An 18,838-nucleotide genomic window follows, 5' to 3' on the forward strand; every position below is an offset into this window, starting at 1 on the left:
TCTCAACAGCCCTCGGTGTGTCTGGCTGATTGGTAGTTCTGATGACATATCCAGTCCGCTGTGGGAGCGAGCCCGCTCGCGAAAGCGGTTATAAGTCAGCATCAATTCACTCCTAAGTCTGTCGCCGATGTCCTATTTTTTAACTTTATTCAACGCATTTGCTAATGCTTTTTCCAGCTCTATCCAGTTTCTTGCGTTTTCAGAGTGTACTGGGGTGTCCCAGTTGGATTTTGATATCAGAACGACTCTAAAGTGACCCTCTTTACAAAATTCCGGGTACCACCCGATATCTAAAATTTGATCCGAAGGGAAGCTGGCTTGAAATAAATCCTCTTTCAGGTCGTCTATGAGCTGTGATAGCTCCTTTGTTTGATTTAAATGCGAAATATCATCAAATGTTATCTTTCCGCCAAGCTGGTATATTTTCTGAGTGTTCATCGGTTATTTTTTCTTGGTGTACTTTTTAAATGATTCTTTGGATATCGGGTGGCCATGTATTGTGCGGGCACTCAATTCAACTCGCATAAACCTAGTCTCTTTGCCATTGTTTGCTCCGACCGTTCGTCCTAGATCCATAACTTTCCAAGGTTTTCCATTGTTAACATTTTGCCCGTTTGCAAAAACATAACGTTCCAGTGCTTCGATATCAGTACCCGGTAAGTACCTGGCTGTACCTCCATTTCCAGTAGATTTTATGACGGTGGACCAAGGTGATTTTGGAGAAACATGCTTGTTTCCATGATTTGTCCATTCGACGTCCGGAAGCTGGGGCGAACCTTCGTTGATACTTGCTTTTTGTTCGGGAGCCTGATCGCCCTTCTCAGGAGTGCATTGACCTTTTCCCGGGCAATCCACCAACCCCAACGGATCCACCCACCCCGTCGGGTTCAGGGTGTACCGGTACCCATTGAGCCCACCCGCCAGCTTGCTCGGATCAGGCGTGAGGTACCGGCCCGTGTCCGGATTGTAGTAGCGATGCCGGTTGTAATGCAGGCCGCTTTCCAGGTCGTGGTATTGGCCTTGGAAACGCAGCGGTTGGGTCAGTTGTTTGTCGGCGCCGTGGGCGAGTTTGGTGAGTTTGCCGTAGCCGGTGTAGTGCGCCGCCCAGACGATTTCGCCCTGGTGGCTGGTCAGTTCCTGCGGTGTCCCGAGGTGGTCGTTGTGGTAGTAGAACGGCGTGGCGTTGTTTGGGCCTTGGCCTTCGAGCAGGGCGAGGGGGCGGAAGGTGCCGGGCTCGTAGACGTAGCTTTGGTAATGATGGTCGCTGCTTTCAGCGATGAGCTGGTCGCCTTGCCAGATGAATTCGGTGGTCTGGCCGTCCACGGTCTTTTCGATGCGTCGGCCGAAGGCGTCGTAGCGGTAGGAGGTTTCGTTGCCGTCCGGGGTGGTGAGGCCGATAAGACGGTGCTGGCTGTCGTAGCGGTATTCGGTGACCAGGCACTGGGCTTTGCCGCGGCGTTCGCGGACCAGGTTGCCGTAGGCGTCGTAGTCGTAGTGGCGGTCGCCCTCCATCAGCAGGCGGTTGCCCTTGAGCCTGGTCGGGCCGGGGCGGTCGTGCAGCAGCAGGTTGCCGGCCGGGTCGTGGGAAAAGTGCTCGGGGGGCTGGCTGTGGGCGTAGTCGATGCGCAGCAGGCGATCTTGCGGGTCGTAGTGGTAGGCGCGTCGGTTTCGGGTGTCGGACAGCGTGGCGAGGTTGCCGTTGGCGCTGTAGGAGTAGTCGCGCCAGAACAGTTGTTTCTGCTGGGTCTGCCACACGGTCTGGGCCTTGAGGCGGCCCTGTTCGTCGTAGTTGTAGTCGCTGAGCAGCAGGCCTTGCTGGCGCTGGCGTTCGCGGGTGCCGGTGAAGCGGTGTTCGGTCAGGCACTGGCCGTTGAGGTCGATGGCCAGCAGCGCGCCGCCATAGAGGTGGCGGTAATTGAGGGTGCTGCGGTCGGGCAGGCGGCAGTAGGTCAGCCGGCCGGCCTCGTCGTAGCGATAGTGCAGGGTGGCCCAGCCCTGGTGTTCGGCGACGAGGCGGTCCTGGTTGTCGTATTCGTAGGCCAGCGGCCAGTGGCCGTCGTCGACGCTGACCAGCCGGCCGAGGGCGTCGTAGCGGTACTCGACCGGTTTGCCGTCGGGCAAGGTCTTGCGCAACAGGCGGCCGGCGCTGTCGCGCTGGTAAGCGGTGAGCCGCTGGCTGCCATCGGCACCGAACTCGGTCTTTTCCAGCAGGTGGCCGTTGAGGTCGTAGGCGTAGCCGGTGCGCTGGCCGTCGAAGCCGGTTTCCTGTCGGATCAATCCGTTGGGCGTGTAGGCCAGCTGATATTTTTCGCCGGATTCATTCTCGACTTCGGTGAGCAACAGCCGCGCCGAGTCGTAGCGATACTTCAGTTCGCTGCCATCGGGATTGAGCCGCCGGCTGATCAGGTGCAGGTCGTCGGCGTATTCGTAGCGGGTGATGCGCCCCAGTTCGTCGCGTTCGGCGGTGACCTTGCCGTAGGCGTTGTAGCTCCAGGCGCGGGTGGCGCCGGTGGGCAGGGTGGTTTGCAGCAGGCGGCCGACGGCATCCCATTGGTAGTGGGTAATCGCGCCATGTTCGTCCTTGCGGGTCAGCAGCCGCCCCAACGTGTCGTAGGAAAAACTCCGCTGGCTGTCGTCGGGCAGGGTTTCTTCGGTCAGCTGGCCTTGGCTATTGCGGACAAAATGATGGGTGCCGCCGTCCGGGTAGCGGATCGAGAGCAGTTGCCCCTGGGCGTCATAGGCGTACCGGGTGCTGTGACGATCCGGGTCGATGGCCTCGACCACATCGCCCTGGGCATTACGCCGGTAGGTCCACACGGCTTTGCCGCGCTGTCGGGCGTGCAGGAAGCCGTTGCGGTATTCGTAGGACGTCGGCTCGCCTTCAGGCGGAATCAACGCCACCAGCCGTCCAGCTTCGTCGTAGCGGTATTCGGTCACCGCGCCCAAAGGATCCTGCTCGGCGGTCAGCCGACCCTGCTCGTCATAAGCCTTGAGCTGTTCGCCGCCAACGGGATCGACCTGGCGCACCAACCGTGCGCGGTTGTCGTGGACGTACACCTCCTGGCTGCCATCCCGATGCCGGACCGTGACGCTGCCGTCTTCGCCCCAGCTGTAGTGGCTGTCCATCTGCGCGAAGGACGCCCAGTGCCGCACGCAGCGCGCCGCCGGGCCGAGGCCTTGCCATTCCCAGTAAAAACTCGCGCCGCCGGCCAGTTGCCGCTGGAGGATGACGTGCTGGTCGTCGTAGTCGTAGCGCTCGCTTTCGCCGGCGGCATTGGTCGCCTCGATGAGTCGGAAACGGCCGTCGTAGCGGTAGGTCACCAGCGTCTGTTCGGTGCGCCAGGCTTCGTCCGGATGCTGTTGCGGGTCAAAGCTCTGATAGTCGATGGCGACCAGGTGGCGATGCTCATAGCGCAACCGCAGGCCGCGCCGGGCGCCGTTGTCCAGGCGGCTGATGTCTCCGTAGATGTTGCGCTGGACGGTCAGGCGGTTGTCGTACCGATCGCTCAGCGCCGTCAGATGACCGTCGCGAAAGTGCAGGAAAGGGGCGTCTTCGCCGGGTTGGGCGATGATCAGTTCGTCCGGCTCGCGGCTCAGGTAGATCGCTGCGCGGGCCAGGCTGTTGTGGATCGCCGGGCGCTGAAGGTTGGGGCGAGGAAAGGTTGTTCGGCGGTTTTCCTGGTCGATCCAGATCACCTGCTCACCCTCGATCACCAGGCGATGGGCCAGGCCATGGCTCCAGCCACGGCCGAGGCCGATGTCCAGCTCGGCGGCGCTGGTGCGATAGAGACGGGTGAAGACGAAGGGCAAGCGCCCGTCGAGGGTGCCGTCCTCCAGGGTCAGCAGTTCCTCGCCGGTGACCATCGACACCGGGCAGCCGTCGGTGCGGGTCTGGGCGGCGCTGTCGGCGGGGTCGCCGTTGGGGTTTTTCGAGGGGGCCGGGGCGTCGTCGTGGGGTTCGTCTTTTTTCAGCGTGGTGTTGCGCTGCGCGTCCCAGCGCAATTGCATCCGGCCTTTTTTCACGCTGGCGGCAATGCCTCGCGCCGCCACGGTTTTGTAGCGGTCCACGTAGGCCATGAACCCGTTCACCACCGCGAAGATCGCCCGGATGAAACGTGTTACGGCGTCCAGTAGCCGGACGCTGTGCCGGACCAGGCGCAGCGACAGGTAGGCAATCCCGGCGCCCGCCCCGGCGAAGGTCAGGACCACGCCGATCAGCAGGTCGATCACCAACTGCACGACCACCATGGACAACGCTTTGGCCGTGCCGCCGGCCACTTCGCTGGGCGGCAGCATGTCCAGCCAGAGACTCGCGGTGCGCACCAGCAGGCACAGCGCCGCTTCGTCGCTGGCGAGCAACTGCAGCTTGGCCATGATCTGCGGGGACGACTCGGCAAGTTCGATCAGGTCCGCCGCACCGCTGCCCAATTGATCGCCAAACCGGCTCGGGTCCTTGAGGATGTCCGAGAGCAAGCTGATGCTGTCCCACACGCCCTCGATGGCCGCCCAACCGCCGGCGAGCAGGCCATTGCCCACCGCGGCCGCCGACGTCGCCGACGATTGCTGTGCCCACTGCGGCTTGAAGCCCTGCCATTCGCTACGCAGCCAGTCCGTCAGATCAGCAGTCAGGCCGTTGTAGGAAGAAAACAGGTCGTCGATCTGCCTGGGCGTGACTTCGCTTTGAACGTGAACCCGGTAGTAGCGACCCGCTTCGCCTTTGAAGGTCCCGACACCCTGGGCATTCAGCTGGACGGGGGTGACCTCGCCGCTGTCCACCGACACTACATCCACCACGATGTCGCCCAGCGGAATGTCGTACGCCGATTCGAGCTTGCTCTCGATCGTCAGGACCCCACCCTTGGGGCACTGGGCCACGGTCGAGTGGAAATCACTGTCGCGGCTGCTGACCGTCGTGGCGCTGCCACCAAAAAGAAGCACCCGTTCCATGCCCATCAGCGACGGCAAGTCGGCCGCCTGGCTGGCCCGGTCCGCCGCACGGGCGTACCAGCGGCCGAGTTGTTCGCGGTAGAGGGAAAGGCTGTCTTTGAAGCTGTCGAGTTCCGCCTCGATGCGGCGCACCTGATCCATCAGGAAGCGGTCTGATCAGCGGCCAGCAGGAAAAATCGGTCGAACATGGGCAGGCGTCTCGCGAAAAATCGGGGTGCGCGAGACTTTGCCGAGGAAGGCTAGGGAAATAAGTCAGACAAGGAGACGGGTGATGTAGGACGCTTCTTTAAGTGGTCCCAAACGCCCGGCCACTCACGACCGGGCGCTCCGAGTCAGTGCGAATGCCGCGGCTCACCACTGCGGGCGATTACCCGCAAATGCAACGTGGCCGGCTCCAGGCAGCCGCCGGTGGACAGCTGTCCGACCAGTTGCCGATAGAGTTCCTGCCAGGGCGTTTGCGAGGGCGGGATGTTGGGTGTCCATTCGCGACGGCGCCGTTCCATTTCGGCCTCGTCGACCAGCAGGTTGACGGTGCGGGTGTTCAGGTCCACTTGCAGCCGGTCGTTGGTTTGCAGCAGCGCCAGGCCGCCGCCCACGGCTGCTTCCGGGGACATGTTGAGGATCGACGGGCTCGCCGATGTGCCGCTCTGGCGGCCGTCGCCGAGGCAGGGCAGGGAGTCGATACCGCGTTTGATCAGCGCTGCGGGCGGCGCCATGTTCACCACCTCGGCGCTGCCGGGATAACCCACGGTGCCAACGCCGCGAATGACCAGGATGCAGCGCTCGTCGATGTCCAGCGCCGGGTCGTCGATCCGCGCGTGGTAATCCTCCGGCCCTTCGAACACGATGGCCCGGGCTTCGAAGCTGTTTTCGGCGCCGGGCTCGGACAGGTAGGTCTTGCGAAACGCCTCGCCGACCACCGACATCTTCATGATCGCGCTGTCGAAAAAATTGCCGCTGAGCACGATGAATCCAGCGCGATGCTTGAGCGGGGTAGCAAACGGGTAGATGACATCGGCGTTGCTGGTCAGGCTGCTGCTGACGATTTCGCCAATCGATTTGCCGCTGACCGTGGCGCAGTCTTCGTGCAGGCGCCCGGCCTTTTGCAGTTCATGCATGACTGCCGGCACGCCACCGGCGCGGTGGAAGCCTTCGCCGAGGTACTTGCCGGCCGGCATGCAGTTGACCAGCAGCGGCACGTCTTCGCCAATCCGCTGCCAGTCGTCCAGGCTCAGCTCGACGCCCATGTGCCGGGCGATGGCAATCAGGTGCGGCGGGCAATTGCTCGATGCGCCGAGTGCCGAGGCGACGGCGATGGCGTTCTCGAACGCCTCCCGAGTCATGATCCGGGATGGGCGCACGTCCTGGCGCACCAGTTCGCAGATGCGCTTGCCGGTGGCGTAGGCCATCTGCCCGCGCTCGCGATAGGGCGCCGGAATGCTCGCGCAACCGGGCAGCGACATGCCCAGGGCTTCGGCCAGGGCGTTCATCGACAGCGCGGTACCCATGGTGTTGCAGTGGCCCACGGAGGGCGATGCCGCCGTGGTCATTTCCATGAAGCCTTCGTAGTCGATTTCGCCGGCGGCCATCAGGTTGCGTGCGTGCCAGAGCACGGTGCCGGAGCCGATCAGTTCGCCCTTGTGATGGCCGTCGAGCATCGGCCCGCCGGAGAGCACGATGGCCGGCAGGTCGGTGGTCGCCGCCGCCATCAGGCACGCCGGGGTGGTCTTGTCGCAGCCGGTGGTGAGCACCACGCCGTCCAACGGGTAGCCATGGAGGATTTCCACCAGGCCCAGGTACGCCAGGTTGCGATCCAGGGCAGCAGTGGGCCGGCGCGACTGTTCGGCGATCGGGTGCACCGGGAATTCCATCGGGATGCCGCCAGCGTCGCGAATACCGGCCTTGACCCGTTGCGCCAGCTCCAGGTGATGACGATTGCAGGGCGTCAGGTCGCTGCCGGTCTGGGCGATGCCGATGATCGGCCGACCCGATTGCAGCTCTTCGCGGGTCATCCCGTAGTTCATGTAGCGCTCGACATACAGGGCGGTCATGTCCGCGTGAGCCGGGTCGTTGAACCACTGCTCGCTGCGCAGGCGGCGTTTTGGCGTGTCACTCATGATTCATTTCTCTCTTGTAATTGGATGAATCGACGATCTGTCGGGCTCAGCGATCGAGCAGCCCCCGCGCGGCGAGATTACGCAGCAAGGCGCCGACGCCGAAGGTCCAGGGCGCGGCCTCGCAGCTGTGAGTCACCTGATTATGCAAACTGCCGAGCAACGGGCTGCTGATACTGACCCGGTCGCCCATTTTGTGGGTGAAACCGCTGCCCGCGTGGTCGCGATCCTCGGTGGGGGCAAACAGGGTACCGAGAAACAGCAGGAAGCCATCCGGGTATTGGTGGTTGGCGTTGAGTGTCTGGCCTGCGAGGTCCTGCGGGTCGCGGCTGATCTGGCTCATGGAGCTGCAGCCGTGCAGGCGGTAACCGTCTTCGCCGTGTACCTGGAGATCGACCTCGCAGGCCCGCACGTCGTCCAGGCTGAAGTGTTCATCGAACAGCCGAATGAACGGCCCGATGGCGCACGAGGCATTGTTGTCCTTGGCCTTGCTCAGCAACAACGCGCTGCGGCCTTCGATGTCCCGCAGGTTGACGTCGTTGCCCAGGGTGGCGCCGTGGATCTGGCCGCGGCTATTCACCGCCAGCACCACTTCCGGTTCCGGGTTGTTCCATTGCGAGGCTGGATGAATGCCGATCTGGCTGCCGCTGCCGACGGCGGCCAGCACCGGCGCCTTGGTGAAGATTTCCGCGTCCGGCCCGATGCCGACCTCCAAGTACTGCGACCACATGCCCTGTTCGATAAGGAAGGCCTTGAGGCGCATGGCTTGCTCGGAGCCCGGGACGATCGAGCGCAGGTTGTCGCCAATGACGCTGTGCACCGTCGCGCGCACGGCTTCGGCCCGGGCTGCGTCACCGCCAGCCTGCTCCTCGATCACCCGCTCGATCATGCTCGCGGCGAAGGTCACGCCGGCGGCCTTGATCACTTGCAAGTCCAAGGGCGGCAACAGGAAGGGCCTGGCCGGGTCAGCATGCATGCCGGTGTTGGCGAGCAGCGCGTCGACGCTGGCGATGAACGTGCCTGGCGTCTGCCTGACCGCTGTCAGCGGCGCGGGCGTTTCCAGCAAATCGCTCAAGGTCGCGAAACGCTCCGACAGGTCGAACACTCCGTCGCTGCGCAGTACGATTGGCGAAGGCCCGGCGATCCGCCCAGGGACCCAGGCACGACCAATCAGGGTGCCGGCCAGGCCATCGACCGGCAGCGTGTTCTCGGGGGTAAGCATCAGCGACATGGGCAGTCTTCCTGGTTCGTAAAGCTTTCAAGCTAGGGCGCGCTGGTGATGAACTCCAATGAGATATATTCAGTATCTGATAACGTCCGGTTATTGCATCGTGAGGGTTGCCCATGTCCGATCTGTCCTTTTCCAGCTTCTGCGGCTGGCTCAAATTCCGCCATCTGCTGCTGATCGATACCTTGGGCCGCACCTGCAACATGCACCTGGCGGCCGAACAGATGAACCTCAGCCAGCCGGCGGTGAGCAAGATGCTCAAGGAAATCGAGAGCCTGCTCGGCTTCGCCCTGTTCGAGCGGCGCCCGCGCAGCATGCCGCCCACCGCGCTGGGTGAGCATGTGCTGCGCTACGCACAGATCGCTTTGAATGACGCGCGCTCGTTCGTCGAGCAGATCAGCAGCCTGCGGGAGGGCGGCCATGGTTATCTCAAGGTCGGCGGGATCTTTGCCGCGACCGCGGTGGCCCTGCCCGAGGCGATCCTGCAGATCAAGCAGCGCTGGCCGTTGTTGTCCATCGAGGTGGTAGAGCAGACCAGCAATCACCTGATGAAGATGCTGGAAGAGAAGAAGCTCGATCTGGCTGTGGCACGGTTTACCGAGCAGAGCCAGCAGCAGCGCTACGACTTCCAGCCCCTGGCTCCGGAACCATTCTGCATCGTCGTCAACGACCGGCATCCGCTGGCAGACGCCGGGCCGATATCGCTGCAGCAACTGGTGGACCTGCCGTGGATTCTCTACCCGGTCGGCACGCCGATCCGCGCCCGCATGGAACTGGCGTTCGCCGAAGCGGGCGTGCGGATGCCGCGCAACACCATCGATACGATTTCCATGCAGACCTTCCTCCAGGTGCTGAAACGCGGCCCGATGATCGGCATGTTGCCCAATGCCATGGTCGATCCGCTGCTGGAAAGCGGCCAGCTCAAGACCCTCGATACCCCGTTGCACCTGGTGCCGCAGGATTACGGCATCCTCACGCGAAAGGACGAGCCGCTGGTGGGCGCGGCGCTGGAGTTTGCCGAGATTCTCAAGGACAACGCCCGGCTGAGCAGGTGAACGTGCCGCCGCCATCGCGAGCAAGCTCGCTCCCACAGTTGTTTTCGGTTGACTGAAAGGTCCGGGACGCCCCGCCCCTGTGGGAGCGAGCTTGCTCGCGATGGCGGCGGTCTGGCTGCAATGATCCTGTGCCAACCCTCAATACCGATAACAACTGGTTATCAACTAATCCAAAAATGCCATTGGGAATGAATCGATCCACGACAGTAGAGTCCTCGTTCAATCGCCGGATGAGCCGCTCATTCGACGTGACCCAATAACAACAATCAGGGGTTACCTCATGCAAACCATCTCCGAGCCGTTGCCTGCCCAGGCGCAAGCCGGCGAACTGGATTTCGAAGACCGGACCTACCGCAAGGTGATCTGGCGGATCCTGCCAGTGCTGCTGTTGTGCTACATGGCGGCATACCTCGATCGGGTCAATATCGGCTTCGCCAAGCTCGATATGCTCGCCGAGTTGCAGTTCAGCAACACCGTGTACGCCTTGGGCGCCAGCATGTTTTTCTGGGGCTATTTCCTGTTCGAGGTCCCCAGCAACCTGTTACTGCATCGTCTGGGCGCGCGGTTCTGGATCGCCCGGATCATGCTCAGTTGGGCGGTGATCTCCATGGCCGTGGCCTACACGGTGCCGCTGGCAGCGTTCTTCCACGTCGAATCGAGCACGATGTTTTATGTGCTGCGTTTCCTGCTAGGCATCTGTGAAGCAGGCTTTTTCCCCGGCGTGATCCTCTACCTCAACTACTGGTTCCCGACCCACCGGCAGAGCCGGGTGATGTCCGGGTTCCTGCTGGCGTTGCCGGTCAGCCTGACACTGGGCGGGATCCTGTCCGGGTGGCTGATGAACAGCATGCAGGGCGTGCAAGGCATGTCCGGCTGGCAGTGGATGCTGATCATCGAGGGCATCCCTTCGATCATCATGGCCTTCGTGGTGATCGTCTGCCTGGCCGATAACATCGACAAGGCCAAGTGGCTGTCGGCAGCGGAAAAGGCCATGCTCAAGGCCAACCTGCAAACCGACAACCAGGGCAAGGCTTCGCGCTTGAGCGAAGTGTTCTTCAACCCTCGCGTCTGGTTGCTGGTGCTGATCCTGCTGACCTTCAACACCGGTTTCTACGGCCTGGCCTTCTGGATGCCCTCGATCATCAAGAGCACCGGCATCACCAATAGCCTGCACATCGGCTTGCTCACCGCCATTCCCTACTCGGTGGCAATCGTGGCGATGCTGCTCAATGCGCGGCACTCCAACCGCACCGGCGAACGGCGCCTGCACGCAGCCATCCCGGCATTCATTGGTGGCGCCGGGCTGATCCTCAGCGCGTTTTTCGCCGATAACCTGGTGTTGTCGGTGCTGTTCCTCAGCGTCTCCGCCTCGGGGATCCTCAGCCTGATGCCAATTTTCTGGACCCTGCCGGGCACTGTGCTGTCGGGCGTTGCCGCCGCAGCCGGGATCGGCATGATCAACGCGATCGGCAACCTGTCGGGCTTCACCGGTTCGATGATCACGGCCGTGGCGGAGACCCTGACGGGCAATATCAACAACGGTACGTACGTCCTGGCGCTGTGCCTGTTGGTCAGCGGTGGGTTGATCCTGGCGATTCCCGCTTCGATGCTCGGCAGGACAGCCAAGACCGCGCCCACCGCCGCGCAACTGGAGACCGCATGAACATGCGAGGCAAGCGGGTGCTGGTGACGGCGGCGGGACAGGGCATCGGCCTGGCCAGCGCCGTGGCCTTCGCCCAGGCCGGCGCCGAGGTGTTCGCCAGTGACATCGATATTCGCGCGCTGGCGGGCATCGAGGGGGTCACGCCGATGCTCCTGGATGTCACCTCGGCCAGCGCCATCGACGCTGCCCGCGAGCGGATTGGCGAGCTGGACGTGCTTTTCAACTGCGCCGGCTACGTGCACAGCGGCACCATTCTCGATTGCGACGAAGCCGCCTGGGCGCGCTCGATGGACCTCAATGTCAGCGCCATGTACCGCATGATCCGCGCGTTTCTGCCGGGTATGCTGGCGCGTGGCGGCGGGTCGATCATCAACATGTCGTCGGTGGCGTCCAGTATCAAGGGCGTGCCCAATCGTTTCGCCTATGCTGCCAGCAAGGCGGCGGTAGTCGGGCTGACGAAGTCCGTCGCCATCGACTTCGTCAGCCAGGGTATCCGTTGCAATGCGATATGCCCTGGCACCGTCGACTCGCCTTCGCTGCGCCAGCGCATTGCCGACCAGGCGGCGCAGCAGGGTGTCGAGGAGGAACAGGTCTACCGGCAGTTTCTCGACCGCCAGCCCATGGGCCGCATCGGCAACACCGAGGAGGTCGCGCAATTGGCGCTGTACCTGGGCAGCGACGCATCTGCCTACACCACTGGGACGGTACACGTCATTGACGGTGGCATGAGCCTCTGAATTTTCACTTGAGCAGGAGCACTTCATGAAACTGTTGCGTTACGGCGAAAAAGGTTCGGAAAAGCCCGGGCTGCTGGATGATGACAATCAGATCCGTGATCTGTCGGGCCACGTGCCAGACATCGCCGGGCAAGCCCTGGCTCCTGAAAGCCTGGCAAGACTCGCCACCATCGACCCGCGCAGCCTGCCGGTCGTGGGCGGCCAGCCGCGGATCGGCGCGTGCGTCGGGCAGGTCGGCAAGTTCATCTGCATCGGCCTGAACTACGCCGACCATGCCGCCGAATCGAACATGGAGGTGCCGAAAGAACCGATCATCTTCAACAAATGGACCAGCGCCATCTGCGGACCGAACGACGATGTCCAGATTCCCCGTGGCTCGCTCAAGACCGATTGGGAAGTCGAACTCGGCGTGGTCATTGGCAAGGGCGGGCGCTACATCGACGAAGCGAACGCCATGGAGCATGTCGCCGGTTATTGCGTCATCAACGATGTGTCGGAACGCGAGTGGCAACTCGAACGCGGCGGCACCTGGGACAAGGGCAAAGGCTTCGACACCTTCGGCCCGCTTGGACCCTGGCTGGTGACGAAGGACGAAATCGCCGATCCCCACGCGCTTGATCTGTGGCTGGAAGTCGACGGACATCGTTATCAGAACGGCAATACCCGGACGCTGATCTTCAGCGTGCCGCAACTGATTGCCTACCTGAGCCGGTGCATGAGCCTGCAGCCCGGCGACGTGATCTCGACCGGGACGCCACCGGGTGTCGGCCTGGGCATCAAGCCCAACCCGGTGTTCCTGCGCCCGGGCCAGACCATGCGCCTGGGCATTCAAGGTTTGGGTGAACAGCGTCAGGTGACGGTGCAGGCGGACTGATCACTGGCTTTACCGCCGTCTTCGCGAGCAGGCTCGCTCCCACAGAATCTCCGCCTCCCTGTGGGAGCGAGCCTGCTCGCGAAGACGCGGGTCCGGCCACACAGGAATGGGAACTCTGGAGAGACTGTTCGTGCCAGTAAAAATCGCCGAAGATGCGCCACCGTTTCAAGAGAAATGACGCCCTCCATGCGCGACGACTCCCACACGCAGTTCTTCCGCTTCCAGACCCCTGATCCAGCCATCGGTCCGCGAGAGCAGGCACCGATGCTTGCGCAGGAGCTGGCCTGGGCGCGGGACCGTGCGTCCATGCATGACTTCAGTTGGTTGGTCGTACTGCTGCCGCCATTGAGCATGGGCCCGGTGCTGCCGGGCGTGGTGCTCCTGGCGGGCCTGGGCCTGGTCCAGAAGTTGTTCGCCCCGGACCTGGACGTTGATCGGATCGTCGGCGACTCCTTGGGCTGGCTGGCGCTGGCGACGCTGCTTTTCGTGGCGGCGTGGATACTGTCCAATTACCTGCGCGATTCGCGCGACCCGACCAAGCACTACTGGCAATCGATGCCCGATCAAGGGCTGGTCGAGCTTGAGCGTCATACGCTGATCTCGGCCATCAGTCTGTGGGCCAACGATTTTGATCCCGATTGCAGCAGCCTGATGTCATGGAAAAACGACAAGCTGGTGCGGGTGCAAAGCTCCGGCGTGTCGCAGTGGATCCTGGCGATGACCACGGCCGGCGATTGGCTGGTGCTCAAGGAGGAATTTCCCGGCGACTTCTGCTACCGACGGGTAGGGCAGATGCCCGCGCCGGAGAAGCAGATGCAACCCCGGCAGCAACTGGCGATTGCCTTCGCTCCCGGCACCCAGTTGGCGCTTGGCCGGCGTTTCGACGGTGCGCCTTTGCCAATGACGCAGACGTCTTACTGGATGTCCGCCGATGAGATCAAGCGACTCGCGCAGATTGCCCATCACTGGATGTTTTTCCCGCCGGACCGTTATGCGGTGGTCAATGCTGATGATGCCGGTTGGGTACGACGCCTGGCGGACAAAGCCCTGGCCAGCGTCGAGAGCCAGGCTGTGCCACAGGGCAATTAGCGTAGCCAGCCTCAACGCGTTTTGCTGCGCGCGACCCGCTTCATCACCACCACGAAAAACACCGGGACAAACACCACCGCCAGCGTGGCGCTGATCATCCCGCCGATTACGCCGGTACCAATCGCTTGCTGGCTCGCCGAGCTGGCCCCGGTGGCGATCGCCAACGGGACCACGCCGAGGATGAACGCCAGCGAGGTCATGATGATCGGCCGCAGGCGCAGGCGCGCGGCCTGGAGCGTGGCGTCGAGCAGGTCATGGCCATCGTCGTAGAGGCTCTTGGCGAATTCGATGATCAGGATGGCGTTCTTCGCTGACAGGCCGATGATGGTAATCAGGCCGATCTTGAAGAACACATCGTTGGGCATGCCACGCAACGAAACAGCCATTACGGCGCCGAGCACGCCCAGCGGTACCACCAGCAACACCGAGGTCGGGATCGACCAGCTCTCGTACAGCGCCGCCAGGCACAGGAACACCACCAGCAGCGACAGGCCCAGCAGGATCGGTGCCTGGCTGCCGGACAAGCGCTCCTGCAAGGACAGGCCGGTCCATTCCTGGCCCATGCCCTTGGGCCCCTGGGCCACCAGCCGTTCGATCTCGGCCATGGCTTGCCCGGTGCTGTAGCCCGGCGCCGGTTCTCCGGAAATACTCACCGCCGGATAGCCGTTGTAGCGAGTCAACTGTGCCGGCCCCTGGGTCCAGCGCGCCTGGACAAACGCCGACAACGGCACCATCTTCCCGCTGCTGTTGCGTACGTGAATCTTCAGCAGGTCCTCGACCTGGCTGCGCTGGTCACCCTCGGCCTGGACCACCACCCGCTGCATGCGGCCCTGGTTCGGGAAGTCATTGATGTAGGCTGAGCCCACCGCCGTGGACAACACGCTGCCGACGTCGGCAAAGGAGATGCCCAAGGCATTCGCCTGTTTCCGATCCACTTCCAGTTGCACCTGCGGTGCTTCCGCCAGGGCGCTTTCACGCACATTCATCAGCACCGGGCTTTTATCCGCGGCGGCGAGCAGATCGCTGCGGGCCTGCATCAGCGTGGCGTGGCCGAGGCCGCCGCGGTCCTGCAAGCGGAACTCGAAACCGCTGGAGGTGCCGAGACCGTCCACCGGCGGTGGCAGCACGGAAAACACCATGGCGTCCTTGATTCCACCGAAGGCCTGGTTGGCGCGATCGGCGATGGACGCCGCCGAATCGTCGCCACCGCGCTGCGACCAGTCTTTCAGCGTGGTAAATGCCAGGGCCGCATTCTGCCCGCTGCCAGAGAAGCTGAAGCCGAGGATGACCGTGCTGTCGCCGACCCCAGGCTCGCCGGCATTGTGCGCCTCGATCTGTTCCACCACCTGTACCGTACGATTCTTGCTGGCGCCCGGCGGCAGCTGGATGTCGGTGATGGTGTAGCCCTGGTCTTCCACCGGCAGGAACGAGGAGGGCAGGCGACTGAACAGCAGGCCCATGCCCACCAGCAGCACGCCATAGATCAACAGGTAGCGCCCGCTGCGTTTCATCGCGTAGGCGACCCAACCCTGGTAACGGTTGCCGAACCGGTCGAAGCCACGGTTGAACCAGCCAAAAAAACCGCCCTTTGCGTGGTGATCGCCTTGGGTGATCGGTTTGAGCAAGGTCGCGCAAAGCGCCGGGGTCAAGGTCAGCGCGAGAAAGGCCGAGAACAGTATCGACGTCGCCATCGACAGCGAGAACTGCTGGTAGATCACGCCCACCGAACCCTGCATGAACGCCATCGGAATGAACACCGCCACCAGCACCAGAGTGATGCCGATGATCGCCCCGGTGATCTGGCCCATGGCCTTGCGCGTCGCTTCCTTGGGCGACAGGCCTTCCTCGGCCATGATGCGCTCGACGTTTTCCACCACCACGATGGCATCGTCCACCAGGATGCCGATGGCCAGCACCATGCCGAACATGGTCAGTACGTTGATCGAGAACCCCAGCGCGAGCATGGTCGCGAAGGTGCCCATCAGCGCCACCGGCACGACGAGGGTGGGGATCAGCGTGTAGCGGATGTTCTGCAGGAACAGGAACATCACCGCGAACACCAGCAACATCGCCTCGCCGAGGGTATAGATCACCTTGGTGATCGAGACCTTGACGAACGGCGACGTGTCGTAGGGAATCTTGTACTCCACGCCGGCCGGAAAGTAGCGCGACAGCTCGTCCATCTTCGCGCGCACCAGGGTGGCGGTGTTCAGCGCGTTGGCGCCCGGCGACAGCTGCACGGCCACGGCGGTGGAAGGTTTGCCGTTCAGGCGCGTGGAGAACTGATATTCCTGGCTGCCGATTTCCACCCGCGCGACATCGGCGATGCGCACCGTGGAGCCGTCGGGGTTGGCCTTGAGCACGATGTCGGCAAATTCCTGCGGGGTCGAGAGCTGGCCCTTGACGACGATGGTCGCGGTGATTTCCTGGGTGCTGCGGCTCGGCAGGTCGCCGAGGCTGCCGGCCGAGACTTGGGCGTTCTGCGCCACGATGGCAGCGTTGACGTCGGCCGGGGTCAGGTTGAGACCCAGCAACTTCTGCGGGTCGATCCAGATCCGCATGGCTCGCTCGGCACCGTACAGCTGGGCCTTGCCGACACCGTCGAGGCGCTTGATCTCGTTCATCACGTTGCGCGCCAGGTAATCGCTGAGCGCCACGTCGTCGAGCTTGCCGTCGCTGGAGGTGAGGGTGATCAGCAGCAGGAAGCCGGCGGAAACCTTGTCCACCTGCAGGCCCTGCTGGGTAACCGCCTGCGGCAGGCGCGACTCCACGGCCTTGAGGCGGTTCTGCACGTCGACCTGGGCCAGTTCCGGGTTCGTCCCCGGTTGAAAGGTCGCGGTGATCGTCGCGCTGCCGAGACTGCTCTGGGATTCGAAATACAACAGATTATCGGCGCCGTTGAGTTCCTCCTCGATCAGGCTGACCACGCTTTCGTCTACCGTCTGCGCCGAAGCGCCCGGGTACACGGCGTAGATCTCGATTTGCGGCGGAGCCACGACCGGGTACTGCGCCACCGGCAGTTGCGGAATGGCCAGGATCCCGGCCAGCAGGATGAACAGCGCGACGACCCAGGCGAATACCGGACGGTCAATGAAAAAATGCGGCATGGCTTAGTGTCCTGCCTGTGGCCCGGGAACCTGGGCGAGGGGGAGAGGGGCGTCGTCGACCCGGACCTGTTCACCGGGGCGGGCATGCTGCAGGCCTTCGACGACGATGCGATCGCCCGGCTTCAAGCCTTGCGTGACGATCCAGCGATCGTTCTGCGCCGCGCCCAGTTGCACCGGTTGCTGACTGATCTTCTGCTCGGCGTCCAACAGCAGCACCTGCGCGACGCCGGCGCTGTCGCGCAGGATCGCCCGTTGCGGCACGGTGATTCCCTGGCGGTTGACCGCCTGTTCCAGGCGCACGCGAATGAAGCTGCCGGGCAGCAGATCGAGGTCGGGGTTGGGAAACTCGCTGCGCAGGGTGATCTGGCCGGTGCTCGGGTCGACGCTGAGGTCGGTGAACAGCAACTTGCCTGGCAGCGGATAAGGGCTGCCGTCGTCCTGGATCAAGGTGGCCTTGGCCTGGCCCTGGCCGACGGCTTGCAACTGCCCCGCACGGAACGCGCGACGCAGCTCATTGAGTTCGCGGGTCGATTGGGTGAGGTCGGCGTGGATCGGGTCCAACTGCTGGATCAGCGCCAGTGGCGTGCTTTCGTTCTGCCCCACCAGCGCGCCTTCCGTCACCAGGGCCCGGCCGATGCGCCCGGAAATCGGTGCGGTCACCGTGGCGTAGCCCAGGTTCAGCTTCGCCCGTTCAACGGCCGCCTTGTTGGCGGCGACGTCGGCTGCGGTCTGGCGCACGGCGGCCCGGGCATTGTCATATTCCTGGCCGCTGATCGCCTGGTCATCGATCAACTGGGCATAACGCTGCGCCTGCAACCGGGCCTGGAACGCATTGGCCTCGGCCTTGCGCAACGCCGCCTCGGCGCTGTCCAGGTCGGCCTTGAACGGTGCCGGGTCGATGCGAAACAACACGTCGCCCTGCTTGACGTCGCGGCCTTCTCGAAACACTCGCTGCAAGACCACGCCGGCTACCCGTGCACGGACCTCGGCCACCCGTGGCGCGGCGATACGGCCACTCAGTTCGTTGCTGATCGACAGTGGCCCGGCCTGGACGGTCTCGATACGCACGCTTGCCAGCGGCGCGGATTCTTCCGGGGTCGAGGCGCTGTCACAGCCGCTCAGCAACGCCCCGACCAACAGGCCCAGTGTGACGAAAGGAATCTTGGACATGGTGCTTCCCCAATATTGAACCGCCCATGGTAGGGACCGGAGCCAAGGTCAGGGGTGAAGCTTTGTAGGCGCTCTGTGAAATTGTGTAACCGCGCTAGATCCGAAAGTGCTCCACCAACTGCTGTTGATGGTTGGCCATGGCATGCAGCGAGTGGCTGGCCTCGGAGGCTTCGTGCATCTGGCCGCTCAAGGTTTCGCTGATGCCACGAATGCCGCTCACCCGATGGCTGATGTCTTCCACGACCGAGCTTTGTTCCAGGGCTGCGCTGGCGATCTGCTGGTTCATCTGTTCAATCACTTCCACGGCCCGGGTGATACGTTGCAGTGCCCCGTGGGTCTGCTCGACCTGGACCACACTGCCCCTGGCCAGCTCGCGGCTCGACTGGGTGCTGTGCACCACCTCCTGGCTCAGTTGCTGCAACGCTTCGATCACCGTGCGTATCTGCTCGACCGAGTTCTGCGTGTTGCTCGCCAGATGCCGGACTTCGTCAGCCACCACCGCGAAGCCGCGCCCCTGTTCGCCGGCGCGGGCCGCTTCGATAGCGGCGTTCAAGGCCAGCAGGTTGGTTTGCTGGGCGATGGCGCAGATGACGTCGAGCACCTGGTTGATCTGCTGGCTGTTGTCCGCCAGTACTCTGACCTGCCCAAGCGTTGCCTCCAGCCGCTGGTCCAGGGCATCAATACTGTTGACGGCATTGGCGAACATTTCCTGCCCTGATCGACTGGCATTCTCGGCTACCGTTGCGGCATCGGCGGCCTGGTGGGAATGGCGGGCAACCTCCTGGGCGCTGGCGCTCATTTCGTGCAAAGCCGTCGCCGCCAGTTCTACCTCGCGGTATTGCTGCTGCATGCCC

General features: G+C 63.1%; 12 protein-coding genes. 5 read left to right on the plus strand and 7 right to left on the minus strand.

Annotated features, from left to right (window positions below):
* Nucleotides 1-132 precede the first annotated feature (132 nt).
* From J3P91_RS12535 to J3P91_RS12550, 4 genes are all read right to left on the minus strand, one after another.
* Nucleotides 133-438, minus strand: coding sequence for a hypothetical protein (locus J3P91_RS12535; protein ID WP_434604518.1), 306 nt, complete (start codon nucleotides 436-438; stop codon nucleotides 133-135).
* 3 nt (nucleotides 439-441) lie between these two features.
* Nucleotides 442-5,088 (minus strand): RHS repeat-associated core domain-containing protein, encoded by a 4,647-nt coding sequence (locus J3P91_RS12540; protein WP_434604520.1) that lies wholly within the window; start codon nucleotides 5,086-5,088, stop codon nucleotides 442-444.
* A 191-nt stretch (nucleotides 5,089-5,279) separates the two neighbouring features.
* Nucleotides 5,280-7,064, minus strand: coding sequence for an IlvD/Edd family dehydratase (locus tag J3P91_RS12545; protein WP_434604522.1), 1,785 nt, complete (start codon nucleotides 7,062-7,064; stop codon nucleotides 5,280-5,282).
* A 46-nt stretch (nucleotides 7,065-7,110) separates the two neighbouring features.
* On the minus strand, nucleotides 7,111-8,292 hold the full coding sequence (locus J3P91_RS12550; RefSeq protein WP_434604524.1) for a fumarylacetoacetate hydrolase family protein: 1,182 nt from the start codon (nucleotides 8,290-8,292) through the stop codon (nucleotides 7,111-7,113).
* Between the two features lie 113 nt (nucleotides 8,293-8,405).
* Here J3P91_RS12550 and J3P91_RS12555 point away from each other — a divergent pair, with 113 nt between their 5' ends.
* The 5 genes from J3P91_RS12555 to J3P91_RS12575 all read left to right on the plus strand — a co-directional run bounded on the left by J3P91_RS12555 (nucleotide 8,406) and on the right by J3P91_RS12575 (nucleotide 13,707).
* Nucleotides 8,406-9,344, plus strand: coding sequence for a LysR family transcriptional regulator (locus J3P91_RS12555; RefSeq protein WP_434604526.1), 939 nt, complete (start codon nucleotides 8,406-8,408; stop codon nucleotides 9,342-9,344).
* A 280-nt stretch (nucleotides 9,345-9,624) separates the two neighbouring features.
* Nucleotides 9,625-11,007, plus strand: coding sequence for an MFS transporter (locus J3P91_RS12560; protein ID WP_434604528.1), 1,383 nt, complete (start codon nucleotides 9,625-9,627; stop codon nucleotides 11,005-11,007).
* Nucleotides 11,004-11,744 (plus strand): SDR family oxidoreductase, encoded by a 741-nt coding sequence (locus tag J3P91_RS12565; protein ID WP_434604530.1) that lies wholly within the window; start codon nucleotides 11,004-11,006, stop codon nucleotides 11,742-11,744. Before J3P91_RS12560 ends, J3P91_RS12565 begins: the two co-directional genes overlap by 4 nt.
* 25 nt (nucleotides 11,745-11,769) lie before the next feature.
* The gene (locus tag J3P91_RS12570) at nucleotides 11,770-12,618 is read left to right on the plus strand and encodes an ureidoglycolate lyase (RefSeq protein WP_434604533.1); all 849 of its coding nucleotides are present in this window, start codon (nucleotides 11,770-11,772) and stop codon (nucleotides 12,616-12,618) included.
* A 186-nt stretch (nucleotides 12,619-12,804) separates the two neighbouring features.
* Entirely contained in the window at nucleotides 12,805-13,707 is a 903-nt protein-coding gene (locus tag J3P91_RS12575) for a hypothetical protein (protein WP_434604535.1), read from the plus strand.
* An 11-nt stretch (nucleotides 13,708-13,718) separates the two neighbouring features.
* Here J3P91_RS12575 and J3P91_RS12580 read toward each other — a convergent pair whose 3' ends face one another.
* The 3 genes from J3P91_RS12580 to J3P91_RS12590 form a co-directional block, all read right to left on the minus strand.
* A complete protein-coding gene (locus J3P91_RS12580) occupies nucleotides 13,719-16,814 on the minus strand; it encodes a multidrug efflux RND transporter permease subunit (protein WP_434604537.1) in 3,096 nt (1,031 codons plus the stop codon).
* Nucleotides 16,815-16,817: 3 nt separating this feature from the next.
* Nucleotides 16,818-17,984 (minus strand): efflux RND transporter periplasmic adaptor subunit, encoded by a 1,167-nt coding sequence (locus tag J3P91_RS12585; protein WP_434604539.1) that lies wholly within the window; start codon nucleotides 17,982-17,984, stop codon nucleotides 16,818-16,820.
* Between the two features lie 94 nt (nucleotides 17,985-18,078).
* Nucleotides 18,079-18,834 (minus strand): methyl-accepting chemotaxis protein, encoded by a 756-nt coding sequence (locus J3P91_RS12590; RefSeq protein ID WP_434605116.1) that lies wholly within the window; start codon nucleotides 18,832-18,834, stop codon nucleotides 18,079-18,081.
* Nucleotides 18,835-18,838: the final 4 nt, after the last annotated feature.

The sequence above is a fragment of the Pseudomonas sp. Z4-7 genome (assembly GCF_051131965.1).
Taxonomy (GTDB): Bacteria; Pseudomonadota; Gammaproteobacteria; order Pseudomonadales; family Pseudomonadaceae; genus Aquipseudomonas.

Coding starts and splice junctions, on each gene's coding strand:
- J3P91_RS12535 (WP_434604518.1), bottom strand. CDS start 438: ATGAACACTCAGAAAATATACCAGCTTGGCGGAAAGATAACATTTGAT.
- J3P91_RS12540 (WP_434604520.1), bottom strand. CDS start 5,088: ATGGATCAGGTGCGCCGCATCGAGGCGGAACTCGACAGCTTCAAAGAC.
- J3P91_RS12545 (WP_434604522.1), bottom strand. CDS start 7,064: ATGAGTGACACGCCAAAACGCCGCCTGCGCAGCGAGCAGTGGTTCAAC.
- J3P91_RS12550 (WP_434604524.1), bottom strand. CDS start 8,292: ATGTCGCTGATGCTTACCCCCGAGAACACGCTGCCGGTCGATGGCCTG.
- J3P91_RS12555 (WP_434604526.1), top strand. CDS start 8,406: ATGTCCGATCTGTCCTTTTCCAGCTTCTGCGGCTGGCTCAAATTCCGC.
- J3P91_RS12560 (WP_434604528.1), top strand. CDS start 9,625: ATGCAAACCATCTCCGAGCCGTTGCCTGCCCAGGCGCAAGCCGGCGAA.
- J3P91_RS12565 (WP_434604530.1), top strand. CDS start 11,004: ATGAACATGCGAGGCAAGCGGGTGCTGGTGACGGCGGCGGGACAGGGC.
- J3P91_RS12570 (WP_434604533.1), top strand. CDS start 11,770: ATGAAACTGTTGCGTTACGGCGAAAAAGGTTCGGAAAAGCCCGGGCTG.
- J3P91_RS12575 (WP_434604535.1), top strand. CDS start 12,805: ATGCGCGACGACTCCCACACGCAGTTCTTCCGCTTCCAGACCCCTGAT.
- J3P91_RS12580 (WP_434604537.1), bottom strand. CDS start 16,814: ATGCCGCATTTTTTCATTGACCGTCCGGTATTCGCCTGGGTCGTCGCG.
- J3P91_RS12585 (WP_434604539.1), bottom strand. CDS start 17,984: ATGTCCAAGATTCCTTTCGTCACACTGGGCCTGTTGGTCGGGGCGTTG.
- J3P91_RS12590 (WP_434605116.1), bottom strand. CDS start 18,834: ATGCAGCAGCAATACCGCGAGGTAGAACTGGCGGCGACGGCTTTGCAC.